This window comes from Curtobacterium flaccumfaciens UCD-AKU (assembly GCF_000349565.1).
In the GTDB taxonomy this organism is placed as follows: Bacteria; Actinomycetota; Actinomycetes; order Actinomycetales; family Microbacteriaceae; genus Curtobacterium; species Curtobacterium poinsettiae.
Genome location: NZ_KB714620.1, coordinates 84,919 through 109,595 on the forward strand (window position 1 = coordinate 84,919; position 24,677 = coordinate 109,595).

19 protein-coding genes, 1 tRNA gene and 1 pseudogene are annotated in these 24,677 nt (G+C 70.1%); 19 read left to right on the forward strand and 2 right to left on the reverse strand.

Annotated features, from left to right (window positions below; translation table 11 throughout):
* The first annotated feature begins 30 nt into the window (after positions 1-30).
* The 4 genes and pseudogenes from H489_RS28730 (at position 31) to H489_RS28745 (ending at position 2,772) form a co-directional block, all read left to right on the forward strand.
* Positions 31-888: a hypothetical protein gene (locus H489_RS28730; protein ID WP_152427263.1), complete on the forward strand. Its 858-nt coding sequence runs from the start codon at positions 31-33 to the stop codon at positions 886-888.
* 68 nt (positions 889-956) lie between these two features.
* Positions 957-1,211 (forward strand): hypothetical protein, encoded by a 255-nt coding sequence (locus tag H489_RS28735; protein WP_017887234.1) that lies wholly within the window; start codon positions 957-959, stop codon positions 1,209-1,211.
* Between the two features lie 114 nt (positions 1,212-1,325).
* Positions 1,326-1,496: pseudogene (locus tag H489_RS28740) on the forward strand (DUF779 domain-containing protein); the annotation flags it as partial.
* Positions 1,497-1,548: 52 nt separating this feature from the next.
* A complete protein-coding gene (locus H489_RS28745) occupies positions 1,549-2,772 on the forward strand; it encodes a GAF domain-containing protein (RefSeq protein ID WP_017887236.1) in 1,224 nt (407 codons plus the stop codon).
* 25 nt (positions 2,773-2,797) lie between these two features.
* Here the strand turns inward: H489_RS28745 and H489_RS36875 are convergent, their stop codons facing one another.
* Positions 2,798-3,274 carry a hypothetical protein gene (locus H489_RS36875; protein WP_152427264.1) on the reverse strand — a complete coding sequence of 159 codons (477 nt, stop codon included), beginning with the start codon at positions 3,272-3,274 and terminating at the stop codon, positions 2,798-2,800.
* A gap of 149 nt (positions 3,275-3,423) precedes the next feature.
* Here H489_RS36875 and H489_RS28750 point away from each other — a divergent pair, with 149 nt between their 5' ends.
* From H489_RS28750 to H489_RS28770, 5 genes are all read left to right on the forward strand, one after another.
* The gene (locus H489_RS28750; protein WP_197068668.1) at positions 3,424-4,107 is read left to right on the forward strand and encodes a response regulator; all 684 of its coding nucleotides are present in this window, start codon (positions 3,424-3,426) and stop codon (positions 4,105-4,107) included.
* Complete coding sequence (locus tag H489_RS28755; protein ID WP_017887239.1) at positions 4,104-5,594, forward strand: sensor histidine kinase; 1,491 nt, start codon at positions 4,104-4,106, stop codon at positions 5,592-5,594. Before H489_RS28750 ends, H489_RS28755 begins: the two co-directional genes overlap by 4 nt.
* A 12-nt stretch (positions 5,595-5,606) precedes the next feature.
* A tRNA-Leu gene (locus H489_RS28760) sits at positions 5,607-5,688 on the forward strand.
* Positions 5,689-5,816: 128 nt separating this feature from the next.
* Positions 5,817-6,422, forward strand: a complete 606-nt coding sequence (locus H489_RS28765; RefSeq protein ID WP_017887240.1) for an ANTAR domain-containing response regulator — start codon at positions 5,817-5,819, stop codon at positions 6,420-6,422.
* Between the two features lie 116 nt (positions 6,423-6,538).
* Positions 6,539-7,009 (forward strand): GNAT family N-acetyltransferase, encoded by a 471-nt coding sequence (locus tag H489_RS28770; protein ID WP_017887241.1) that lies wholly within the window; start codon positions 6,539-6,541, stop codon positions 7,007-7,009.
* A gap of 20 nt (positions 7,010-7,029) precedes the next feature.
* On the opposite strand, the gene H489_RS28775 is transcribed toward H489_RS28770, so the two are convergent.
* Positions 7,030-7,452, reverse strand: coding sequence for a PaaI family thioesterase (locus tag H489_RS28775; RefSeq protein ID WP_017887242.1), 423 nt, complete (start codon positions 7,450-7,452; stop codon positions 7,030-7,032).
* Between the two features lie 74 nt (positions 7,453-7,526).
* Here H489_RS28775 and polA point away from each other — a divergent pair, with 74 nt between their 5' ends.
* The 10 genes from polA to whiA all read left to right on the forward strand — a co-directional run bounded on the left by polA (position 7,527) and on the right by whiA (position 24,638).
* Positions 7,527-10,169: a DNA polymerase I gene (gene polA / locus H489_RS28780; protein ID WP_017887243.1), complete on the forward strand. Its 2,643-nt coding sequence runs from the start codon at positions 7,527-7,529 to the stop codon at positions 10,167-10,169.
* Positions 10,170-10,296: 127 nt separating this feature from the next.
* Positions 10,297-11,976, forward strand: a complete 1,680-nt coding sequence (locus tag H489_RS28785; protein WP_031259777.1) for a DUF885 domain-containing protein — start codon at positions 10,297-10,299, stop codon at positions 11,974-11,976.
* Positions 11,977-12,134: 158 nt separating this feature from the next.
* Positions 12,135-13,610, forward strand: coding sequence for a 30S ribosomal protein S1 (rpsA, locus tag H489_RS28790; protein ID WP_017887245.1), 1,476 nt, complete (start codon positions 12,135-12,137; stop codon positions 13,608-13,610).
* 92 nt (positions 13,611-13,702) lie between these two features.
* Positions 13,703-14,305 (forward strand): dephospho-CoA kinase, encoded by a 603-nt coding sequence (gene coaE / locus H489_RS28795; protein WP_017887246.1) that lies wholly within the window; start codon positions 13,703-13,705, stop codon positions 14,303-14,305.
* A gap of 120 nt (positions 14,306-14,425) precedes the next feature.
* Complete coding sequence (uvrB, locus tag H489_RS28800) at positions 14,426-16,498, forward strand: excinuclease ABC subunit UvrB (protein WP_031259778.1); 2,073 nt, start codon at positions 14,426-14,428, stop codon at positions 16,496-16,498.
* The gene (locus H489_RS28805; protein WP_017887248.1) at positions 16,488-17,405 is read left to right on the forward strand and encodes an SDR family NAD(P)-dependent oxidoreductase; all 918 of its coding nucleotides are present in this window, start codon (positions 16,488-16,490) and stop codon (positions 17,403-17,405) included. The genes uvrB and H489_RS28805 overlap by 11 nt, the downstream gene beginning before the upstream one ends.
* Before the next feature lie 48 nt (positions 17,406-17,453).
* The gene (gene uvrA, locus H489_RS28810; protein ID WP_017887249.1) at positions 17,454-20,525 is read left to right on the forward strand and encodes an excinuclease ABC subunit UvrA; all 3,072 of its coding nucleotides are present in this window, start codon (positions 17,454-17,456) and stop codon (positions 20,523-20,525) included.
* Positions 20,526-22,580 carry an excinuclease ABC subunit UvrC gene (gene uvrC, locus H489_RS28815; protein ID WP_017887250.1) on the forward strand — a complete coding sequence of 685 codons (2,055 nt, stop codon included), beginning with the start codon at positions 20,526-20,528 and terminating at the stop codon, positions 22,578-22,580.
* 103 nt (positions 22,581-22,683) lie between these two features.
* On the forward strand, positions 22,684-23,583 hold the full coding sequence (gene rapZ / locus H489_RS28820; protein ID WP_017887251.1) for an RNase adapter RapZ: 900 nt from the start codon (positions 22,684-22,686) through the stop codon (positions 23,581-23,583).
* Between the two features lie 74 nt (positions 23,584-23,657).
* Positions 23,658-24,638 carry a DNA-binding protein WhiA gene (whiA, locus tag H489_RS28825; RefSeq protein WP_017887252.1) on the forward strand — a complete coding sequence of 327 codons (981 nt, stop codon included), beginning with the start codon at positions 23,658-23,660 and terminating at the stop codon, positions 24,636-24,638.
* The last annotated feature ends 39 nt before the right edge of the window (positions 24,639-24,677 follow it).

Consider the following 24,677-nt stretch of genomic DNA (forward strand, 5'->3'; position numbering starts at 1 on the left):
GCCAAGCACCTTGCTTCTTATGCTGTGCTCATGAAAGTAGGCGAGCGATGGGCGTACAGGACATCCAAGAACTCCGCGACATTTCATGAAGCCTTGGTGCTCGCGGTCGGAGACAAGCGTCCGCCGCGGGTTCGCGTCGAGTTCGTCGCGAACGAGTGGCAGGGCGAGCGCCGCTGGGTTTCGCCTGCTCGGCTCGAGGTGCGGTGGGAGGACCGGCGCGCCTACATCGAACTTGATCAGAAGCGGCGAGCTGTAGCCGCGTTTGATCCGTCGGTGGAGCAATGGCGGACCGCGGAGCTAGTGCTGTGGAAGTCGGTCCCGTTTGAGCTCGCGGAGTTCAATCGCGACAGTGCCGGATCCATCACTGTCCACGATGTCCCTGCGCTGGCGCAGTACCTGCGCGTGGACCAACAGGACCTCGAGTCGCCGCCCGCCTATTACGACGGACCCGATCTTCACGCAGCCTGGCCCACAACTGAGCTGATCGGTTGCACTGCCGCCGCGCTGTACCCGGCGGACATCATCGACTACATCGAAGAGCAGGAGCGGACGGCCCAGGAACATGCCCTGCACGGTGACAACTTCACGAGCATCGTTGATGGGCAGGACTACTACATCGCCCCAGACGAGGCTCGTCGGCGCTTCGTTGAGCGAAGGTTGCCCGAGCTTGACCGCCTCCGTGAATGGATCGGCGTCGACCGCGCTGCTGAGATTGAAGGACAGCGGATGCTGCTCGATCGCCTCGGCCGGGTCACCGTAGTCGCTGAACGAGCTCTTGAGGACTTGGAGCCGCGGCATAAGACGTTGGTCCTCAAGCTGCGGAAGGAACTCGAAGCTGCGCTGGAGGGGGTGACCGTCCTACCGCCCCGCGGCGATCGCGAGGTGTAAGCGTCAAGGACATGCCCGCGCTCCTGGGCATCGACAGCCGAGTGCATTCGGGTTCCTACGGTTGCCCCATGGACGAACAAGCGCTGAAGGTCACGGAACTCGCTGCATGGCTGCAGATCTCCGAGTGGAAGGCGCGGGAACTGGGGAAGGATCCCATGTTCCCGTCCTTCCGCAACGGCAACCAGCACCGCTTCTGGCCCTCCGAGGTCAAAGCCTGGACTCAGCAGCCACGGGATCCGTGGAAGCAGTCGCCCCGTTCCCTGGGCCGCAAGCGCAACCGAGACGGTGAAGGCCCGTCTCAGCTCAGGCAGATGCGTTCCTAGTCCGCAGCGAGTCCGCAAGAGGCGCACAAGCGGACTTCTCCGCACAACGCACCACCACCACCGGATCCGCATCAGGCCGGGCTTCACAACCACAGGCACCACCGGGCAACAAGGTCCGTCGAGTACTGGAAGTACACGCACCTGACGATCGACGTGGTGGACGGTCGCGGCGGCGGGTTCTCGGTCGAGGTCCCCGAGGGCAAGCGGTTCCTCACCCGGTCGCGGATGTTCGACGACGCCGAGCTCGCCGATCTCGGCCTGGTCCCGAGGGTGGCCCGGACGTAGGCTGACCGCACGCGTCGCGACGGAGCGGCGGGTGGGGTCGATCGGAGGACGCATGCGCGCACCCGGTCGGCTCCGCCCGCTCGTCGCCGAGTCGTGGCAGCGGTCCGCCCGGGTCGACCCGGACGCGGCTCCGGTGCTCGCCCTGGGGGACGACGAACTCGACGCCGCACGGCAGGACGGCCCCCTCGCGACCCTGCTGCCAGTGGTCCGCCGGCTGCTGCTCGACGACTCCCGCTCGGCCGGGTGCGTCGTCGCCGTCGGGGACGCCGCGGGTCGCCTCGTCTGGGTCGACGGCGCCCGGTCCACCCGACGTGCCGCCGAGGACATGGGCTTCGTCCCCGGGGCCGACTGGTCGGAGGAGCGCGTCGGCACCAGCGCTCCCGGCACGGCCCTGCGCCTGGACGGTCCGGTGCAGATCCGGTCCGACGAGCACTACGCGAACGCCGTCAAGCCGTTCTCGTGCACGGCGGTCCCGGTGCACGACGCGAGTGGCGCCACCGTCGGGGTGCTCGACCTGACGGGCGACGACCGCGCCGTCGAGCGGCACACGCTGTCGCTGCTCGCCGCCACGGTCGCCGCCGCCGAGGCCCAGCTCGCCCTGGCCGCGGTCCGACCGCGCGCGCGGACACCCCACGTGCCGGCGGCCGAGCTCACCGTGCTCGGGACCGACACAGCCGTGCTCCGGATCGCCGACCGGCGCCTCCAGCTCTCCGCCCGGCACTCCGAACTGCTCGTCGTGCTCGCCGCGCACCCCGGCGGTCTCGCGGCAGCCGACCTCGCCGCCGCCGTCTACGGCGACCCGGGCGCGGTCGTCACCCTGCGCGCCGAGGTGGTGCGGCTCCGCCGGGTCCTCGCGCAGCACGCGCCGGGCGTGACGGTGACGTCGCGGCCGTACCGGGTGGTCGGAGTCCGGACCGACGTCGACGGCGTGCTGTCCGCGCTCGGACGCGGGGCGCGCCTCCAGGCCGTCGACCGGTACGCCGGACCGGTCCTGCCGGGCTCGGCGGCACCCGGCGTCGACGCGCTCCGTGACCTGGTGCGGCTGCGGTTCCGTGAGTCCGTCGTCGCCGACGGCGGCGTCGACGCCCTGCTCGCGTGGGCACGCACGCCGGACGGCGCGACGGATGCGTTCGTCCTCCGCGCGCTGCTCGCGGTGCTGCCGCGGCGATCGCCGCGACGGGCCGGTCTCGTGGCGGCGATCGAGGCGCTCGAGGGTTCCGGAGACGCTCGGGACGACCAGGCCGGGAGGCGCGCCCCGCGCGATCGGGATCGCTGACGGCGCGCGCTCCCCGGCTCGGTGATCAGGAACCGGAGGCCGGCGCAGGGGTCGTGGTCCCGTCGGGAGCTGCCGGGGCGGGTGCCGTGGCCTTCCCCGTCGCGCCGTCCTCCGGCGGGGTCGGCGCCGAGGGCTTCGCACCCTCCTTCGGCGGGGTCGGCGCCTTCCCGTCGGCGCCCCTCGGCGGGGCGGGGACGGTCGCGTGCGCACCCGCGTCCGGGAGCGCCGTGCAGCCGGGCGCCGTCGCGGGCCCGCCCTCGGGCGGTGCGGGCACCGTCGCGGTGTCGCCGTCGGCCGGAGCCGGGGCCGGCGTGGTCGCACCGGTCGGTGCGCCGGTCGGGGTGCCCTGCGCCGGGGAGGTCGTGGCTGCGTTCGCCGTGGCGATGCCGAACCCGCCGAGCACCAGGACCGCGGCCGCGGCCGCGCCGATGCCGACCCGTCGCAGGAGCGCCCCGCGTCGTCGGGTGGGAGTGGTGGTCGAGTCGTCTCGTTCGTCGTGCATGGTGGTCACCGTTCGTCTGTCCGAGCGGATCCGGGTGATCCGCCGCTGCAGACGACGCTCGAGTCCGAATCTGAAGCATGCCTGAAGCACAGGGGTTCTCCAGCGTCCTCCATGCTCGGTGGCCGTCGGAGCGCCGTACGGTGTCCGCCGTGCCTGCTCCCGCCCGAATCCTGGTCGTCGACGACGACGACTCCATCCGCACCGCGGTCGCGACCACACTCCGCGCCGAGGGCTTCCTCGTCGCCGAGGCCGGGGACGGACGGGACCTCGTCGACGACCTGCGACGCAGCGCCCCCGACCTCGTCCTGCTGGACTGGATGCTGCCCGGACCGAGCGGCATCGTGCTCGCCGGACGGGTGCGTTCCGCCACGGACGCCGCCGTCGTCATGATGACCGCGCGGGACGAACTCGACGAGCGGTTGCGCGGTTTCGCCGAGGGGGCCGACGACTACGTGGTGAAGCCGTTCGCGATGGCCGAACTGGTCGCCCGCGTGACCGCGGTGCTCCGACGGCGTGGCCGGATCCCCTCGGTCGTCGAGGTGGGTGACCTCGTGCTCGACCCGGACGCCGCCACCGCCCGCCGCGCCGGGGTGCTGCTCGACCTCACCGCGACGGAGTTCCGCCTGCTGCGCTTCCTGGCCGAGAGCCGGGGCCGGACGGTGTCCAAGGGACAGATCACGACCCAGGTGTGGGGGTACGACGACGTCGCGGCGAACGTCGTCGAGGTCCACCTCAGCGCCCTCCGGCGGAAGATGGAGGCGCACGGACCACGCCTCGTGCACACCGTCCGGGGCATCGGGTACCGGCTCAGCGACGAGCGGACCGCAGCGTGAGGGCTGAGGCCGGGCGCCTGCGGACCACCTCGCTGCGGCTGCGGACCGTCGTCGCCATCGTGGTCCTGCTCGCCGTCCTGCTCGCCGGGCTGACGATCGCGGTCGAGGGGCTGCTCGGCGTCCGGCTCCGCGCCCAGGCCGAGGACCGCCTGCGCGACCGTGCGTCGGCCGCTGCGGCGCTCGTCGGCACCGTCGACGCCGAGGACCTGGCCGACCGGCTCTCCGCGCAGGGACTCGCGGTCCGGATCGTCCAGCCGGACGGGGACGCCGTCGAGGCCGGACCGACACCGGACCAGCTCCGCGCCGGTCCGCCCGACCCCGGTTCCCTCCCCGTGACGGTCCCGCGAGGCAGCGGGGGCGTCGGACGGACACCCACCGATCCGGCCACGCCGGCGCCCGCCGACGACGGCGCCACGATCACGTCGTCGTCGGTTCGCGAGGACGACGGTGTCCTCACCCTGGTGAGCCGGCTCGACGACGGCACCCGGATCACCCTCACCGCCGGCACCCGTGACGTCCAGGACACGCTCGTGCAGCTCGGCTGGGTGATGGGCGGCGCCTCGGCGGCGTTCCTCGGCATCGCCGTCCTCGGCGTCGTCCTGGTCGTCCGACGGTCCCTGCGACCGCTCGACCAGATGGCGACGACGGCGCGGTCGATCGCCGGCGGTGACCGTGGTCAGCGACTCCGACCCTCGCGCCGCGACACCGAGATCGGTCGCGTGGCCGTCGCCCTGGACGAGATGCTCGACGCGGTCGAGGGCGCCGAGCGTGACGCCGTCGCCGCAGAGGCCCGCGTCCGGTCGTTCCTCTCCGACGCCGCGCACGAACTGCGGACACCCGTCGCAGGGGTCCGCGCGGCCGCCGACACCCTGGTGCGGGGTGGCGCCGGTGACGACCGGACCCGCGAGGTGCTCGCCGTGCACGTCGTCCGGCAGGCCGACCGGGCAGCTCGGCTCATCGAGGACATGCTCACGATGGCCCGGCTCGACCGCGGGATCGAACTCGACCGGCAGGTGGTCGAGCTCGGGGCGTTCCTGGCGGCCGAGGGAGACCGGCTCCGGCTCCGGCTGCCCACCCTCGAGCTCGACGTCGTCGTGCCCGAGCACCCGGTGGAGGCCGACGTCGACGCCGAGCGGATCGCCCAGGTCCTCGGCAACCTCGTCGACAACGCGGCACGTGCGGGCGGTGCGACGGGACGGGTCGTCGTCAGCCTCGACGACCGCGGACCCGGCCCCGTGGTACGGGTCGAGGACGACGGGCCGGGGATCCCCCTGGAACACCGTGAGCGGGTGTTCGACCGGTTGGTCCGGCTCGAGGCCGCACGGGACGCCCGCTCGGGCGGAGCGGGGCTCGGGCTCCCCATCGCACGGGGCATCGCCGAGGCGCACGGCGGCGGGCTGCGGTACGGCGAGGAAGGCACGCTGGGCGGCGCCGTGTTCGAGTTGTCGCTCCCGGCGGCGACCGGGGTGGTGCGCGCGTCCTGCTAGCCTGGAGTCCTCGCGAGTGTGGTGGAATCGGCAGACACGGGGCACTCAAAATGCTCTGCCTCACGGCGTGCGGGTTCAAGTCCCGCCACTCGTACGAAATTGCTCACGGCGTGCGGGGCAGTTCGGACCCGCGTCCCGCCACTCGTACCAAGCTGCCCATCCGTCTGATCGATCTGCGTGGTCTGGGATGCGGCAGTTCCGTCGTCTAGTAGGCTTTCGTCCGTGAGTGACACAGAAGCAACAGCACCAGCACCCCGTCGCGTCGTCGTCGCCGAGGACGAGTCGCTCATCCGCCTCGACATCGTGGAGATCCTCCGCGACAACGGGTTCGACGTCGTCGGTGAAGCCGGAGACGGCGAGACCGCCGTCCAGCTCGCGACCGACCTGCGTCCCGACCTCGTCGTGATGGACGTCAAGATGCCCCAGCTCGACGGCATCTCCGCAGCCGAGAAGCTGTCCAAGAACCACATCGCTCCCGTCGTCCTGCTGACCGCGTTCAGCCAGAAGGACCTGGTCGAGCGTGCCACCGAGGCCGGCGCGCTGGCCTACGTGGTCAAGCCCTTCACCCCGAACGACCTGCTCCCCGCGATCGAGATCGCCCTCTCGCGGTACCAGCAGATCATCACGCTCGAAGCCGAGGTCGCCGACCTCGTCGAGCGCTTCGAGACCCGCAAGCTCGTCGACCGTGCCAAGGGCCTGCTGAACGAGAAGATGGGCCTCACCGAGCCCGAGGCGTTCCGCTGGATCCAGAAGGCCTCGATGGACCGCCGCCTGACCATGCACGACGTCGCCAAGGCGATCATCGAGCAGCTCAGCGCCAAGAAGTAGCGGACGCCGCAGCACAGCACCGTCGCTCACGGAACGCCGTCGGACCCCCTGGGGTCGGCGGCGTTCCTGCGTCCGAGGGCGGGGCATGGGGCGCGACCACCTGGCAGGCTGGAGGCATGGACGACGTGGTGATCCGGGCCTCCCGGCCTGACGACATGCCGGCGGTGGCCGACCTGCGGTGGCGGTGGAGCGTGGACGAGGGCGGCCGCTCACCGGCGCAGACGCCGGAGGAGTACCGCAGGGCGATGACGGAGTTCGCTGCCCGGCACCGGGAGTCGCACCGGTGCGTCGTCGCCGAGCGGGACGGCGTCGTGCTCGGCATGGCGTGGTTGGCGGTGCACCCGCGGCCGCCGGCGCCGAACGTGGACGGCGACCGGTTCGCCGCCGAGCTGCAGACGGTCTACGTGCACCCGGAGCTGCGCGGTTCCGGCGTCGCCGGACGGCTCGTCACGGCCCTGCTCGAGGTCGCGGACGAACTCGGCGCGGAGCGGACGTCGGTGCACTCGAGCGTGGACGGCGAGCGGCTCTACCGGCGGCTCGGCTTCGGCGACGCCCGCCTGCTGCTGCAGCGGCCGCCCGAGGACTGAGCGGCCGGTCGGCCCGTCGGTCAGCGACGCTCGCGGATCATGTTCGTGATCCGGACGGTGGAGCAGCGGCGACCCTGGTCGTCGGTCAGGACGATCTCGTGGGTGGTGAGCGTGCCGCCCAGGTGGATGGCGGTGCACGTGCCCGTGACCAGGCCGCTCGTGGCACTCCGGGAGTGCGAGGCGCTGAGCTCGATGCCGACGGCGTAGCGGCCGGGCCCGGCGTGCACGTTCGCGGCCATCGACCCGAGGCTCTCCGCGAGGACGACGTAGGCACCGCCGTGCAGCAGGCCGACCGGCTGGCGGTTGCCCTCGACGGGGATCGAACCGACCGCTCGCTCCGCCGAGAGCTCGGTGATGACCATGCCCATCTTCTCGGCCAGCTCGCCCGTGCCGCGGTCATCGAGGCGGGGGTCGATCGTGGTCGAGGTGGTGTCGTCGGTCACGGTCTGCGTCGACCTTCCGTGTCAGCGGGCGTCGGTAGGCTGTCCGGGTGTCGGACTCCGCAAAGCCTACCCTCATGGTCATCGACGGCCACTCGCTCGCCTTCCGGGCCTTCTACGCGCTGCCGGTCGACAGCTTCGTGAACCGCGAGGGGCAGCACACCAACGCGATCCACGGCTTCATCTCGATGCTGCTGATGCTCCTGCAGCGCGAGAAGCCCACCCACCTGGCGGTGGCGTTCGACATCTCCCGGTTCTCGTTCCGCACGCGTGAGTACGCCGAGTACAAGGGCACCCGCTCCGAGACACCGGCCGAGTTCAAGGGCCAGATCCCGCTGCTGCAGCAGGCGCTCGAGGCGATGGGCATCACCACCGTCACGAAAGAGGACTACGAGGCCGACGACATCCTCGCGACCCTCTCCAAGCAGGGCTCCGACCAGGGGTACAAGGTCTACGTGGTCTCGGGCGACCGCGACTCGATCCAGCTCGTCAACGACGACGTGACGCTGCTGTACCCGTCGGTCCGCGGTGTCTCCGAACTCACCCGCTACGACCGCGACAAGGTCTACGAGCGGTACGGCATCGAGCCGCACCAGTACCCGGACATCGCGGCCCTCGTCGGCGAGACCAGCGACAACCTGATCGGCATCGACAAGGTCGGCGAGAAGACCGCGGTCAAGTGGGTCACCCAGTACGGGTCGCTCGACGGTGTCCTCGAGCACGCCGACGAGATCAAGGGCGTCGTCGGCAACAACCTGCGTGAGCAGCGGGACCGTGCCGTGCGGAACCGCCGGCTCAACCGCCTGGTGACCGACGTCGAACTGCCCGTCGGTCCGGCCGACGTCGCACTCCGTCCCGTCGACGAGAACGCGGTGCGCGAGCTCTTCGCCAAGCTGCAGTTCCGCACGCTGCTCGACCGCGTGTTCAAGGTCGCCGGGTCGGGCGAGCCCGCAGAACCCTCGGCCGAGGGCACCGTCGACGACGGTGCGCCGACCCCGCCGCCCGTCAAGACCCTGATCGACGAAGAGCTCGGCTACTGGCTCGAACGCCGGAACGCGACCGAGGCGGCGAACGGCTACGGCGTCGCGGTCGAGGTCATCGACGGACGCCTCAGCGCCATCGGCATCGCGACCCACGACGACGCCGTGCTCGTGCCGGGTGGCAGCGGTGCCCAGGACTACGAGCAGCTCTCGGCCTGGTTCGCGTCCGACGCACCGAAGCACTTCCACGACGCCAAGGCCGCGATCAAGGCCCTCGGCACCGCCGGCTTCGTGGTGAACGGCGTCGCCGGCGACGCCCGGATCATGGGGTGGCTCGCACAGCCCGGCAAGCAGGGGGAGCCGCTGTCCGACCTCGTCTACCAGGAGCTCGGCGAAGAACTGCCGACGGCCGACCCGAACCAGCTCGTCCCCGAGACCGACCCGGTCAACGTCGGGGTGCACGCCTGGTTCGTGCTCCGCGTCACCACGGCCCTGCGTGCCCGGATCGACGCGTCCTCGCTGCAGGTGCTCGACGACATCGAGCTGCCGCTCGTCTCGGTGCTCGCGGGCATGGAGACCATCGGCGTCGGCATGGACCGTCCGGTGCTCACGGGCCTGTCGAAGGAGCTGGGGGAGCGCGCCGCCGAGCTGGCGCAGCAGGCGTTCGCCGAGATCGGGCACGAGGTCAACCTCGGGTCGCCGAAGCAGCTGCAGGAAGTCCTGTTCACCGAGCTCGCGATGCCGAAGACCCGCAAGACCAAGACCGGGTTCTCGACCGACGCCGCGAGCCTGGCCGACCTGCAGGAACAGCACCCGCACCCGTTCCTCGGGCTCCTGCTGCAGCACCGCGACGCCACGAAGCTCCGGCAGATCGTCGACACCCTCGACGCCGCCGTGGTCGACGGGCGCATCCACACCCGGTACGAGCAGACCGGCACGAGCACCGGCCGGGTGTCGTCGACCGACCCGAACCTGCAGAACATCCCCGTGAAGACCGCCGTCGGTCGCCGGATCCGCTCGGCGTTCGCGGTCGCCGAGCCGTACACGACGCTCGTCACCGCCGACTACTCGCAGATCGAGATGCGGATCATGGCGCACCTCTCCGGCGACCCCGGGCTGATCCAGGCCTTCAACGAGGGCGAGGACCTGCACCGCTTCGTCGGCGCCCGGGTCTTCGGTGTCGACCCGTCCGAGGTCTCCAACGAGATGCGCACGAAGGTCAAGGCCATGTCCTACGGCCTGGCGTACGGGCTGAGCGCGTTCGGGTTGTCGAAGCAGCTGCGCATCGAGCAGTCCGAGGCCCGCACGCTCATGACCGAGTACTTCTCCCGCTTCGGCGCCGTACGCGACTACCTGCGCAACGTCGTCGAGCAGGCGCGTGAGGACGGCTACACCGAGACGATCTTCGGTCGCCGTCGTCCGTTCCCCGACCTGAAGAGCCCGAACCGGGTGCTGCGCGAGAACGCCGAGCGGGCCGCGCTGAACGCACCGATCCAGGGTTCCGCCGCCGACATCATCAAGATCGCGATGCTCGGGGTCGCCGACGACCTGCGCGACGACGAGCTGGAGTCCCACCTGCTGCTCCAGGTGCACGACGAGCTCATCCTCGAGGTCGCTCCGGGCGAGCAGGAGCGCGTCGAGGAGATCCTGCGCACCCGGATGGGCAACGCCGCCGAGCTGACGGTGCCGCTCGACGTGTCCGTCGGCGTCGGCCGCAACTGGGAGGACGCCGCGCACTGACGCGGGGCCGCCGGCCCTGGTGGTGACGGTCGACGGACAGGAGGCGCGGTGCCAGCTGGCACCGCGCCTCCTGTCCGTCGATCCGCAGCGGCCGTCCGCCGTGGTCCACCTGGGTAGGGTCGAGGGCATGACCGATGACCGTCCTGTCCGCCAGCCGTCCGCCGTCGACCGTGTCGCCGAGGACTGGGTCACCACACTCGTCGATCTCGACCCGACGACCGCCACGTACATCGGGGTGCCGGGGCGCACGGGGGAGTACGGCGACACCTCGCCCGCCGGCGCCGCCGCGCTGGCCGAGGCCGCCCGCGGCACCAAGCGTGCACTCGACGCCGCTCCGGCCGTCGACTCCGTGGACCAGGTGACCAAGGCCGACCTCGGTGCCGAGCTGGACCTCACCGTCGAGTCCTACGAGCGCAAGCTGCACCTCCGCGACCTGAACGTCATCGCGAGCCCGGCACAGTCGGTGCGCGAGATCATCGACCTGATGCCGACCGCGACCGAGTCGGACTGGCAGGACATCGCGAGTCGGCTGCAGGCGCTGCCGGATGCGCTCGAGGGCATCCGCGAGACACTGCTCGAGGGCACGCGTGAAGACGTCACCCCGGCGAAGCGCCAGGTCGCGCTCATCGCCGAGCAGGCGGCGCGCACCGGCGCCGACGGCGGGATGTTCCGTCAGCTGGCCGACTCCGCCGCGTTCGAGGGCGACGTCCCCGTGCCGGAGGCGCTCCGAGCCGACCTGCGCCGCGGTGCCGAGGTCGCGGCGGCGGCCTACCGCTCGTTCGGACAGTTCCTGGAGCACGAGCTGCTGCCGCTGGCCACCCCGGTCGACGCCGTCGGTCGCGAAGCCTACGAGCTGCACTCCCGCCGGTTCCTCGGTGCGGTCGTCGACCTCGACGAGACGTACGAGTGGGGCCTCGAGGAACTCGCCCGCATGCGGGACGAACAGGAGCGCATCGCCGACCGCATCGAGTCCGGTGCGAGCGTCGCCCGCGCGATCGAGGTGCTCGACACCGACCCGTCACGGATCCTGCACGGGACCGACGCCCTGCAGCGGTGGATGCAGAAGACGAGCGACGCGTCGATCGCCGCGATGGCGGGGACGTACTTCGACATCCCGGACCCGATCCGTCGCCTGGAGTGCCGGATCGCTCCCACGCAAGAGGGCGGGATCTACTACAGCGGTCCCTCCGACGACTTCTCCCGTGCCGGTCGCATGTGGTGGTCCGTGCCCGAGGGCGTCACCGAGTTCGGCACCTGGCGTGAGAAGACGACGGTCTACCACGAGGGCGTCCCGGGCCACCACCTGCAGATCAGCCAGGGCGTCTACAACCGCGGCGAGCTGAACACCTGGCGCCGGCAGCTGTCGGGCTCCTCGGGGCACGTCGAGGGCTGGGCGCTCTACGCGGAGCGGCTGATGGAACAGCTCGGGTTCCTCGACGACGACGGCGACCGACTCGGCATGCTCGACGGCCAGCGGATGCGTGCCGCCCGCGTCGTCCTGGACATCGGCGTGCACCTGCAGAAGACGAACCCCGACGGCGGCGGTTGGACGTGGGAGTACGCGCTCGACTTCATGGGGCAGAACGTCAACATGGACCCGGCGTTCGTCCGGTTCGAGGTGGCCCGCTACTTCGGGTGGCCGGGGCAGGCACCGTCCTACAAGGTCGGCCAGCGCGTGTGGGAGTCCATCCGCGACGAGGTCGCCGCGCGTGAGGGAGCCGACTTCGACCTGAAGGCGTTCCACCACCGTGCGCTCTCGCTCGGCAGCATCGGTCTCGACACCCTGCGCACCGCCCTGGTCGGGTGACGCGCCGTCGACCCGCCCGGTTGTGAGGCTTCGGCCGGTGCGGTTAGACTTGTGCGGCGCAATCCGCGCCACTCAATCAATCGCCACGGCGGTGCACCACGGGGGCCGAGTCCCCGCACGCCATGGCCCGACTCATGTCCGTTCGGAGCAATCTCTACATGACAACCACTACGACCAAGGCTCCTAAGCAGGTCGCCATCAACGACATCGGTTCGGCTGATGACTTCCTGGCCGAGGTCGAGAAGACCCTGAAGTTCTTCAACGACGGTGATCTCATCTCCGGCACCGTCGTGAAGATCGACCGCGACGAGGTCCTCCTCGACGTCGGTTACAAGACCGAGGGTGTCATCCCCTCGCGCGAGCTCTCGATCAAGCACGACGTCGACCCCAACGAGGTCGTCGAGGTCGGCGACGAGGTCGAGGCCCTGGTTCTCCAGAAGGAGGACAAGGAAGGCCGCCTCATCCTGTCGAAGAAGCGTGCGCAGTACGAGCGTGCGTGGGGCGACGTCGAGAAGATCAAGGAGTCCGACGGCGTCGTGACCGGGACGGTCATCGAGGTCGTCAAGGGCGGCCTCATCGTCGACATCGGCCTCCGTGGCTTCCTCCCCGCCTCGCTCATCGAGCTCCGTCGTGTCCGCGACCTCACGCCGTACCTCGGCCAGGAGATCGAGGCCAAGATCCTCGAGCTCGACAAGAACCGCAACAACGTGGTCCTGTCGCGCCGTGCGCTCCTCGAGCAGACGCAGTCCGAGTCCCGGACCACGTTCCTCAACAACCTCCACAAGGGCCAGGTCCGCAAGGGCATCGTGTCCTCGATCGTCAACTTCGGTGCGTTCGTGGACCTCGGTGGCGTCGACGGTCTCGTCCACGTCTCCGAGCTCAGCTGGAAGCACATCGAGCACGCCAGCGAGGTCGTCGAGGTCGGTCAGGAAGTCACCGTCGAGATCCTCGAGGTCGACCTGGACCGTGAGCGCGTGTCGCTCTCGCTCAAGGCGACGCAGGAGGACCCGTGGCAGGTCTTCGCCCGCACCCACGCGATCGGCCAGATCGCACCGGGCAAGGTCACGAAGCTCGTCCCGTTCGGTGCCTTCGTCCGTGTTGCCGACGGCATCGAGGGCCTCGTGCACATCTCGGAGCTCTCGAACAAGCACGTCGAGCTCGCCGAGCAGGTCGTCTCGGTCAACGACGAGGTCTTCGTCAAGATCATCGACATCGACCTCGACCGTCGCCGCATCTCGCTCAGCCTCAAGCAGGCGAACGAGGGCGTGGACCCGGAGAGCGACGAGTTCGACCCGGCGCTCTACGGCATGCCGACCGAGTACGACGACAAGGGTGACTACAAGTACCCCGAGGGCTTCGACCCGGAGACCAACGAGTGGCTCGAGGGCTACGACACGCAGCGCACCGAGTGGGAGGGCCAGTACGCGGCCGCCCAGGGTCGTTGGGAAGCCCACAAGGCGCAGGTCGCGAAGACCATCGCCGACGAGGCGCAGGGTGGCTTCGACCTCCCGGCGACGGCTTCCTCGTCGTCGTCGTCCTCGTCGTTCGCCGGCGAGACGGGTGGCGCAAGCCCCCTGGCCGACGACGCGTCGCTCGCTGCACTCCGCGAGAAGCTCAGCTCGACCAACAACTGATCGAGCGGTTCGTCCCGACCGGAAGCCCGGCACCCCTGACAGGGTGCCGGGCTTCCGGCGTTTCCGGGCTTCCGGGTCGTTACCCTGTTGCCGTGCACATCATCGGACTCACGGGCGGCATCGCCGCGGGCAAGTCGACCGTCTCCCGACGCTGGGCCGAGCACGGGGCCGTCATCGTCGACGCCGATCGCCTGGCGCGGGACGCGGTGGCACCGGGAAGCCCGGGCCTGGCACAGGTCGCCGAGCGGTTCGGCGCGTCGGTCATCGCCGCCGACGGCTCGCTCGACCGGCCCGCACTCGGATCGATCGTCTTCGCGGACCCCGCGGCGCGGAAGGACCTCGAAGCCATCACGCACCCCGAGGTGTGGCGGCTCGCGCAGCAGGCGTTCGACGGAGCCGAGTCCGCTGACCCCGACGCCGTGGTGGTCTACGACGTGCCGCTCCTGGCCGAGGCTCGGGGGTCCCGTCCGCTCCGGTTCGAGGCGGTCGTGGTGGTGGACGCCCCCGCGGCGCAGCGCATCGAGCGACTCGTCGAACACCGCGGGATGCCCCGTGAGGAGGCCGAGCGCCGGGTCGCAGCCCAGGCGAGTGACGAGGACCGCCTCGCCCTCGCCGACCACGTCGTCGACGCGACCGGGACCCTCGAGCGGACGATCCGCTCCGCCGACGAGGTGTGGGCCCGGATCACGGGATGAGCCGTGCGCACCCCGGAGGGCGGTCCGGTCCTGCGCCGTCGGAGGGGACAGTACGCCGAGGGCGAGCAACGTCCTCCGGTGTCAGGGGTGCCGACTAGCGTTGTCCTCATGGGTGTTGCGATCGAACCGACCCGAGCGGTGCGTCCGTTCGAGGTCATCAGCGAGTACTCGCCGAGTGGCGACCAGCCCGCGGCCATCGCGGAACTCGCCGGGCGGATCAACGCCGGTGAGACCGACGTCGTGCTGCTGGGCGCGACCGGTACGGGCAAGTCGGCGACGACCGCGTGGCTCATCGAGCAGGTGCAGCGGCCGACGCTCGTGCTCGCGCACAACAAGACCCTCGCGGCGCAGCTCGCCAACGAGTTCCGCAGTCTGATGCCGAACAACGCGGTCGAGTACTTCGTCTCCTACTACGACTACTACCAGCCCGAGGCGTACGTCCCGCAGACGGACACGTTCATCGAGAAGGACTCCTCGGTCAACGCCGAGGTCGAACGACTCCGGCACTCCACGACGAACTCGTTGCTCAGCCGGCGCGACACCGTCGTGGTCTCCACCGTCTCGTGCATCTACGGCCTCGGCACCCCCGAGCAGTACATGAACGCCTCGGTCGCACTCCACGTCGGCCAGACGATCTCCCGTGACCAGCTCGTGCGCAAGTTCGTCGCCATGCAGTACCAGCGCAACGACGTCGACTTCGCGCGCGGGACCTTCCGGGTGCGCGGCGACACCATCGAGATCATCCCGATGTACGAAGAGCACGCCATCCGCATCGAGATGTTCGGTGACGAGATCGAAGCGCTCTCCTCGCTGCACCCGCTGACGGGCAACGTCATCGACGACCTGCCCGCCGTCTCGATCTTCCCCGCGTCGCACTACGTCGCCGACACCGACGTGATGCACCGGGCGATCGTGTCCATCAAGGAAGAACTCGCGGAACGGCTCGCCGAGCTCGAGGGCCAGGGCAAGCTGCTCGAGGCCCAGCGGCTCCGCATGCGAACGACGTTCGACATCGAGATGATGGAGCAGATCGGGTTCTGCTCCGGCATCGAGAACTACTCGCGGCACATGGACGGCCGCGGCCCGGGTGAGGCACCGCACTGCCTCATCGACTACTTCCCGGACGACTTCCTCATCGTCATCGACGAGTCGCACGTCACCGTGCCGCAGATCGGTGCGATGTACGAAGGCGACGCCTCGCGCAAGCGCACCCTCGTCGAGCACGGGTTCCGTCTGCCGAGCGCGATGGACAACCGCCCGCTGAAGTGGGAGGAGTTCCTGGAGCGCGTCGGCCAGAAGGTCTACCTGTCGGCCACCCCCGGCCGTTACGAGCTCGGGGTCACCGACAGCGTGGTCGAGCAGATCATCCGCCCGACCGGCCTCATCGACCCCGAGATCGTGGTGAAGCCGAGCGACGGCCAGATCGACGACCTGCTCGAGGAGATCAAGCAGCGTGTCGAGAAGGACGAACGCGTCCTCGTCACGACGCTCACCAAGCGCATGGCCGAAGAACTCACCGACTTCCTCGGCAACGCGGGCGTGCGGGTCCGGTACCTGCACTCCGACGTCGACACCCTGAAGCGTGTCGAACTGCTCACCGAGCTGCGGCAGGGCGTGTACGACGTGCTCGTCGGCATCAACCTGCTGCGTGAGGGCCTCGACCTGCCCGAGGTGTCGCTCGTCGCCATCCTCGACGCCGACAAGGAAGGCTTCCTCCGTTCATCGACGTCGCTCATCCAGACGATCGGTCGTGCCGCCCGCAACGTGTCGGGCCAGGTGCTCATGTACGCCGACAAGATGACCGACTCGATGAAGATCGCGATCGAGGAGACCGACCGCCGTCGCGAGAAGCAGGTGGCGTACAACCTGGAGCGCGGGATCGACCCGCAGCCACTGCGCAAGAAGATCGCCGACATCACCGAGGTCCTGCAGCGCGAGAACGACGACACGAAGGCGCTCCTGCAGGGCCGCCCCGGTACGGACGGCCGTCGTTCGCCGACGCCGAACCTCAAGCGCGGGGGCATCGCGGGCGAGGGCGCAACGCAGCTCGGGGCCACCATCGCCGACCTCAACGACCAGATGCTGCAGGCGGCGGCCGAGCTGAAGTTCGAGCTCGCAGCCCGACTGCGCGACGAGGTGCAGGACCTGAAGAAGGCCCTGCGCCAGATGGAGTCGGCCGGGCATGTCAGCTGACGCTGCCCGCACGGTCGTCATCACCGGTGCGAGTGCCGGCCTCGGCTACCACGCCGCCGAACAACTGGCCGCGGCCGGACACCGGGTGGTGCTGGCCACGCGCGACCGCGGTCGGGCTGCGGCCGCCGAGCGCAGCATCCGGCGACACGTCGACGGTGCGTCGCTCGCCCACGTCCACCTCGACCTGGCAGACCTCGACTCGGTGCGTGCAGCCGCCGCGGAGCTCGCACAGCTGGAACCCGACGGCGTCGACGCGGTCGTGAACAACGCGGGCGTCGTCGGCGCGTCCACACAGCGGAGCACCGCGCAGGGAACCGAACTGCAGATCGGCACGAACCACCTGGGCCACTTCGCCTGGACCGGCCTCGTGCTGCCCCTGCTCGAACGACGCGCCGGCCGGATCGTGCACCTCGGCTCGATCGCGCACCGGTTCGCACAGCTCGACCCGACGGACCCCCTCGGCGTCGGCCGCTACTCCAACCATCGCCAGTACGCCCGGAGCAAGCTCGCCGTGATGCTGTTCGGGTTCGAGCTCGCCGAGCGGCTGGCCGATTCGGGGTCGCCCGTGTCGAGCGTCGTGGCGCACCCCGGTCTGTCACTCGACCGGCTGTCGCCGGTCCGACCGGACATCAGTCCGGTCCGCCCGGAACCCGAGTGGATCCGCCCGGCTGCGCGCCTCGTCGCCCAGGGCAAGGACGTCGGTGCCGAGCCGCTCGTGCACGCCGCGGTCGGTGCGGACGTGCGCTCGGGGGAGTACTGGGGTCCGGCCGGCTGGGGACAGCTCCGCGGTGCATCGACGGTGGTCGCGGCGGAACCCCGGGCGCACGACCGCACGGTCGCCGCGCAGCTCTGGACCGCGAGTGCGCGCGCTTCCGGGGTCGCGTTCGCTCTCGACGCATTCGTCTGACCCTGCTTCCCGGCCGAATGTCGGTGCCGCTTCGTAGACTCGACGACGATGACCATCACCTCTGACCCCGGTACCTCGACGTCGGGCCGGAACGCCTTCGGCGAGCCCGCTGACCTCCACCTCCCCGGCGGGAACGCACCGCACAGCACCTCCACGCTCAGCGTGCGCGGTGCTCGCGTGCACAACCTCCGTGACGTCGACCTCGAGATCCCCCGCGACTCGCTCGTCGTGTTCACCGGCCTGTCCGGCTCGGGCAAGTCCTCGCTCGCCTTCGACACGATCTTCGCCGAGGGGCAGCGCCGCTACGTCGAGTCGCTGTCCGCCTACGCGCGCCAGTTCCTCGGCCAGGTCGACCGCCCCGACGTCGACTTCATCGAGGGGCTCTCGCCGGCGGTGTCGATCGACCAGAAGTCGACCAACCGCAACCCCCGGTCGACGGTCGGTACGATCACCGAGGTCTACGACTACATGCGTCTGCTCTGGGCGCGCATCGGGGTACCGCACTGCCCGACGTGCGGCGAGGTGATCAGCAAGCAGACCGTCCAGCAGATCGCCGACCAGCTCATGCAGTTCGAGACCGGTACCCGGTTCCAGGTCCTCGCACCCGTCATCTCCAAGAAGAAGGGCGAGTTCGTCGACCTCTTCCAGGAGCTCGCAGCGTCCGGCTACGCCCGTGCGATCGTCGACGGGGAGCGCATCCAGCTCAGCGACCCGCCCAAGCTCAAGAAGCAGGTCAAGCACGACATCTCGGTCATCGTCGACCGCCTGGTGTCGAGCGACGACATCCTCGGGCGGCTCACCGACTCGCTCGAGACCGCGCTGCGGCTGACCGACGGCACCGTCGGCATCGACCTGGTGGACCACGAGGGACCCGGGGCGGTCCGGACCTACTCCGAGAACCTCTCCTGCCCGAACAACCACCCCCTGGCGCTCACCGAGATCGAGCCGCGGACGTTCTCGTTCAACGCCCCGTTCGGTGCCTGCCCCGAGTGCTCCGGCCTCGGCACGCGCATGTCGGTCGACCCCGACCTGGTGCTCGGCGACCCCGAGGCATCGTTGCGTGACGGCGTCCTGCTGCCCTGGACCGGCACCAGCGGGCTGTACTCCTACTTCGAGAAGCTGCTCGGCGGCCTCGGCAAGGAGCTCGGCTTCTCGCTCGACACCCCGTGGAACCAGCTCGACCCCGCGGTCCAGGCGTCGATCCTGACCGGCAAGGACTTCCAGGTCTCGGTCTCCTGGCGCAACCGCTTCGGCCGCGAGATGCGGTACACGAGTGGCTTCGAAGGCGTCATGCCCTACATCGAGCGCAAGTTCGCCGAGGCCGAGTCGGACTCGCAGCGGCAGCGCTTCCAGGGCTACCTGCGCGAGGTCCCGTGCCCGGTGTGCGAGGGAACCCGCCTCAAGCCCGAGGTGCTCGCGGTGACGGTGAACGACCGCAGCATCGCGGACGTCACCGACATGTCGCTCGACAACGCGTACTCGTTCATGGACGAGCTGACGCTGACCGACCGCGAAGCGCACATCGCCGCGGCGGTGCTGCGTGAGATCCGCGCGCGTCTCGAGTTCCTGCTCGAGGTCGGTCTGAACTACCTCACCCTGGCGCGTGGTGCCGGTGGCCTCTCCGGTGGCGAGGCACAGCGCATCCGTCTGGCGACGCAGATCGGCTCCGGCCTGACGGGCGTGCTCTACGTGCTCGACGAGCCGAGCATCGGCCTGCACCAGCGTGACAACCGTCGACTCATCGACACCCTGGTCAAGCTCAAGGACCTCGGCAACACGCTCATCGTCGTCGAGCACGACGAAGACACGATCCGCACGGCCGACTGGGTCGTCGACATCGGCCCCGGCGCCGGCGTCAACGGCGGCAATGTGGTGCACTCCGGTTCGTACGAGGGCATCATCGAGAACCGCGAGTCGATCACGGGTGACTACCTCGCCGGCCGCCGTGCGATCGAGGTGCCCGCCGAGCGTCGCAAGGTCAACCTCAAGCGCGCCATCACGGTGCAGGGCGCTCGGGCGAACAACCTGAAGACGATCGACGCGGACTTCCCCCTCGGTGTCTTCACCGCGGTCACGGGTGTCAGCGGTTCCGGCAAGTCGACGCTGGTGAACGACATCCTGTACAAGGTGCTCGCCAACCAGCTCAACGGTGCGCGGCACATCGCGGGCAAGCACACGCGGGTGAAGGGCCTCGACCAGCTCGACAAGGTCGTGCACGTCGACCAGGCACCGATCGGCCGCACGCCGCGGTCGAACCCGGCGACCTACACGGGCGTGTTCGACCGCATCCGGCAGCTGTTCGCCGAGACGCAGGAAGCGAAGACCCGCGGCTACCAGCCCGGTCGATTCAGCTTCAACGTCAAGGGCGGTCGCTGCGAGAACTGCGCCGGTGACGGCACGATCAAGATCGAGATGAACTTCCTGCCCGACGTCTACGTCGCGTGCGAGGTCTGCGGTGGTGCGCGCTACAACCGCGAGACGCTCCAGGTGCACTACAAGGGCAAGAACATCTCCGAGGTCCTCGACATGCCGATCAGCGAGGCGGCCGAGTTCTTCGAGCCGATCTCCGCGATCCACCGCTACATGGCGACCCTCGTCGACGTGGGCCTCGGCTACGTGCGCCTCGGCCAGAGCGCGACCACGCTCTCCGGCGGCGAGGCGCAGCGCGTCAAGCTCGCCACCGAGCTGCAGCGTCGCTCGAACGGTCGCACCGTGTACGTGCTCGACGAGCCGACGACCGGTCTGCACTTCGAGGACGTCCGCAAGCTCCTCCTCGTGCTGCAGAGCCTGGTCGACAAGGGCAACACCGTCATCACCATCGAGCACAACCTCGACGTCATCAAGTCCGCCGACTGGCTGATCGACATGGGGCCCGAGGGCGGCTCCGGTGGCGGCACGGTCCTGGCGACGGGCACCCCGGAGCACGTGGCGACCGTGCCGGAGAGCCACACCGGTGTCTTCCTGCGCGAGATCTTCGACGCGCAGGACGCCCGGGTCGGCAAGCAGCAGGCCGTCGGTGCACGCCAGGCAACCCAGAAGCAGCAGGGCGGCACGCAGCAGGGCGGCAAGCAGTCGGGCACGACCAAGCAGACGAGCAAGCAGAAGGCGGGTGCTCGGTAGGTGGCGGACACCGTCCCGTGGCGTCCGAAGGCGGGGGAGATCCCGACCGACCCGGGGGTCTACCGATGGCGTGACGAGGCCGGCCGGGTGCTCTACGTCGGCAAGGCGAAGAACCTCCGCGCCCGGCTGAGCAACTACTTCGCCCCGCTCCCGACGCTGCACGAGCGCACCCGGCGGATGGTCCTGACGGCCCGCAGCGTCGAGTGGACGACGGTCGGTTCCGAGATCGAGGCGCTCCAGCTCGAGTACACCTGGATCAAGGAGTTCGACCCGCCCTTCAACGTCAAGTTCCGCGACGACAAGTCGTACCCGTACATGGCGGTCACCCTGGGTGACGAAGCGCCGCGGGTGATGGTGACGCGCAACCGCAAGATCAAGGGGGCGAAGTACTTCGGTCCGTACCCGAAGATCTGGGCCGTGCACGACACCATCGACCTGATGATCAAGGTGTTCCCGATCCGGACGTGCTCGGACTCCTCGTACAAGAAGGCGATGCAGACCGGCCGCCCGTGCTTCCCGGGGCAGATCGGCAAGTGCGGTGGCCCGTGCTCGCAGAAGGTCACGATCGAAGAGCACCGGGCGCTCGTCGAGGAGTTCGTGCGCTTCATGAACTCCTACGACCGTCGGGTCATCACCGAACTCCGGCAGCGCATGGGCGCCTCCGCCGACGCGATGCAGTACGAGCAGGCCGCGAAGTTCCGCGACCAGGTCGAGGCGCTCGAAGCTGTGCTCGAGAAGTCCGCCGTGGTGCTCCGTGACTCGGTCGACCTCGACCTGTTCGGCATCGCGGAAGACGAGCTCGCCGCCGCTGTGCAGTTGTTCTCGGTCCGGGGCGGCCGCATCCGCGGTGTCCGCGGCTGGGTGGTCGACAAGGAGCTCGACATCGCCACCGGCGACCTCGTCGAGCAGATCGTGCAGGGCGTCTACGTCACGGACGAGCCCCCGCGCGAAGTCGTCGTCCCCGAGCTGCCAGAGGACGCCGACGCGCTCCAGGAGTGGCTCAGCAAGCGCCGGAACGGGCGTGGCACGAAGCTCAGCACCGCCCAGCGCGGCGACCGTGCGGGTCTCGCCCGGACGGCTGCGCAGAACGCCGGGCAGGCGCTCATGCTCTACAAGACCAAGCGCTCCGCCGACTACACCACCCGGGCCGCAGCACTCGCCGACATCCAGGACGCCCTCGGCATGGCCGAGGCGCCGCTCCGCATGGAGTGCTACGACATCTCGCACCTGCAGGGCACGAACGTCGTCGCCTCGATGGTGGTGTTCGAGGACGGTCTGCCGCGCAAGGACCAGTACCGCCGGTACTCGATCGCCGAGACCACCGACGACACCGACAGCATGCACCAGGTGCTGTCGCGGCGCCTGGCCCGGCTGGACGAGGACGCCGAGCTGCCGGACGTCCCCGACGTCACGACGGACGAGGTCGTCGAGGGGTCGAAGCCGACGAAGCGGTTCGCCTACCGTCCGCAGCTGCTGATCGTCGACGGCGGCCAGCCCCAGGTGCAGGCCGCGAAGCGCGCGATGGACGAAGCCGGCGTGCACGACATCGCCCTGGTCGGCATCGCCAAGCGGCTCGAGGAACTCTGGCTGCCGGACGACGACTTCCCGGTGATCCTGCCCCGCAACTCCGAGGCGCTGTTCCTGATCCAGCGGATCCGTGACGAGGCGCACCGGTTCGCGATCACCCACCAGCGCAGCAAGCGCAAGCGCGACGTGCGCTCACGGCTGTCCGAGATCCCCGGTCTCGGACCGAGTCGCGTGAACGCCCTGCTGAAGCACTTCGGATCGGTCGCCCGGCTGCGTGAAGCCACGGCCGAGGACATCGGCGAGGTGAACGGGATCGGTCCGGCGACGGCTGCCGCGGTCGTCTCGAAGCTGGCCCAGACGCCGACGAGCGCACCGGCCACGAGCGCGTCCAGCGCCCCCGAGCCGGACGCCGACGCGATCGCGGACACCGTGACCGAGGACGCAGCCACCCAGCAGACCGTTACCCACCCCGGAGGCCCGGTGCGGGTCCCCGAGGTGACCAGCGACGGTCCGCAGCGACCGTCGTGACGAACCCCGCGCCTCCCGTCCGTCACCGGGCGGTAGCCTGGTCCGGCAGCCGAGACCTCCCCGGGCGACGCGCCCGGGCCGCCACGACGGAGCCCACTCCCAGATGACCGACAGCGCCACCGCGACCACACACGCGTCGCAGCACGACATCCTCATCGTCACCGGCATGTCCGGGGCCGGGCGGTCCACGGTCGGCAAGGCCCTGGAAGACCTGGGCTGGTACGTCGTCGACAACCTGCCCACGCAGATGCTGGCCCCGCTGACCGAGCTCGCCGACCGTGCGGGCGAGAAGATCCCGAAGATCGCCACGGTGGTCGACGTCCGGGGCGGGCGGTTCTTCACCGACCCCGAGCACGCGGTCGAGCAGGTCCGCTCGAGCACGTCCGCGCGGGTCCGGGTGCTGTTCCTCGAGGCGACCGACGCCGTGCTGGTCCGACGGTTCGAGCAGGTGCGCCGACCCCACCCACTCCAGGGCGAGGACACCCTGCTCGACGGCATCGCCCGCGAACGCGCGCGTCTCGCCGGCCTGCGTGAGGCGTCCGACGTGGTGATCGACACCTCCGACCTCAACATCCACCAGCTCGCGAACACCGTCATCGAACAGTTCGCCGACGAGCACTTCGTGGGACTCCAGGTCACGCTGATGAGCTTCGGATTCAAGTACGGACTGCCCGCCGACGCCGACATGGTGGCGGACGTCCGGTTCCTGCCGAACCCCTACTGGGTGCCGGAACTGCGGCCCCACACCGGCCTCGACCAGCCGGTATCGGACTACGTGCTCGGCCAGGCCGGAGCCCGTCCGTTCGTCGACCGCTACGCCTCCGTGCTCGAGCCGGTCTTCGAGGGGTACCAGCGCGAGAACAAAAGACACGCTACGATCGCCATCGGCTGTACCGGCGGGAAGCACCGCTCGGTCGCCATCGTCGCCGAGTTGGCGAACCTCCTCCGCGGGATGCCAGGCGTCGCCGTGCGTGTGAAGAACCGAGATCTCGGCCGGGAGTGACCGTCCCTCCGGCCGCTCCCACGCCCGTGCCGCCGGATCTGCGGGAACCAATGAATGAAGTTAGGAATGATGCTGTGCCGTTGACTGCCGAGGTCAAGGACGAACTGGCCAGGGTCGCCGTGAACCGCAACACGGTCCGCGCCGCCGAACTGGCCACGATCCTCCGGTTCGCCGGTGGTCTGCACGTCATCTCGGGCCGCATCGCGGTCGAGGTCGAGCTCGACACCCGGATCATCGTGCACCGGGTCCGCAAGGACCTCGCCGAGCTGTACGGCGTGCGCAGCGAGGCGTCGGTGGGGTCGTCCGCATCCTCCCGTCGCGGGACCCGCTACCTGGTCCGCGTGCTCGAGGCGGGGGAGACCCTCGCTCGCCAGACCGGCCTGATGGACGCCCGTCGTCGACCCGTCCGCGGGCTGCCGAACCGCCTGACCACGGGCAACCGCGAGGACCTCGCCGCCATCTGGCGTGGTGCGTTCCTCGCCTCCGGCACCCTGACCGACCCCGGTCGGGCCGCTGCGCTCGAGGTCACCTGCCCCGGCAACGAGGCCGCGATGGCCCTCGTCGGTGCCGCGTCGCGTCTCGGTGTCGCCGCCAAGGGCCGCGAGGTCCGCGGGGTCCACCGCGTCGTCATCCGCGACGGTGAGGCCATCGGTCAGATGCTGACCGTCATGGGCGCCGCACGCACCACCGCCGACTGGGAGGAGATGCGCCAGCGCCGCGAGGTCCGTGCGACCGCGAACCGCCTGGTCAACTTCGACGACGCGAACCTGCGCCGTTCCGCGCAGGCCGCCGTGGCCGCCTGCGCCCGGGTCGAGCGCGCGCTCGAGATCCTCGGCGAGGACGTCCCCGACCACCTGCAGTACGCCGGCACGCTGCGCCTGCAGCACCGCGACGCCTCGCTCGACGAGCTCGGCCAGCACGCGGACCCGCCCATGACCAAGGACGCCATCGCGGGTCGCATCCGTCGCCTGCTGGCGATGGCCGACAAGCGGGCCTCCGACCTCGGCATCCCGGGTACCGAAGCGAGTGTTCCCGAGGAGCTCGAAGGGGTCTGACACGGGTCTGTCGACCCTGCGGACGGGAGGCGCGGTGCC

Excerpts from the sequence above, each read along its gene's own strand:
- H489_RS28730 (WP_152427263.1), top strand. The coding sequence starts at position 31 with ATGAAAGTAGGCGAGCGATGGGCGTACAGGACATCCAAGAACTCCGCG.
- H489_RS28735 (WP_017887234.1), top strand. The coding sequence starts at position 957 with ATGGACGAACAAGCGCTGAAGGTCACGGAACTCGCTGCATGGCTGCAG.
- H489_RS28745 (WP_017887236.1), top strand. The coding sequence starts at position 1,549 with ATGCGCGCACCCGGTCGGCTCCGCCCGCTCGTCGCCGAGTCGTGGCAG.
- H489_RS36875 (WP_152427264.1), bottom strand. The coding sequence starts at position 3,274 with ATGCACGACGAACGAGACGACTCGACCACCACTCCCACCCGACGACGC.
- H489_RS28770 (WP_017887241.1), top strand. The coding sequence starts at position 6,539 with ATGGACGACGTGGTGATCCGGGCCTCCCGGCCTGACGACATGCCGGCG.
- polA (WP_017887243.1), top strand. The coding sequence starts at position 7,527 with ATGGTCATCGACGGCCACTCGCTCGCCTTCCGGGCCTTCTACGCGCTG.
- H489_RS28785 (WP_031259777.1), top strand. The coding sequence starts at position 10,297 with ATGACCGATGACCGTCCTGTCCGCCAGCCGTCCGCCGTCGACCGTGTC.
- rpsA (WP_017887245.1), top strand. The coding sequence starts at position 12,135 with ATGACAACCACTACGACCAAGGCTCCTAAGCAGGTCGCCATCAACGAC.
- H489_RS28805 (WP_017887248.1), top strand. The coding sequence starts at position 16,488 with ATGTCAGCTGACGCTGCCCGCACGGTCGTCATCACCGGTGCGAGTGCC.
- uvrA (WP_017887249.1), top strand. The coding sequence starts at position 17,454 with ATGACCATCACCTCTGACCCCGGTACCTCGACGTCGGGCCGGAACGCC.
- rapZ (WP_017887251.1), top strand. The coding sequence starts at position 22,684 with ATGACCGACAGCGCCACCGCGACCACACACGCGTCGCAGCACGACATC.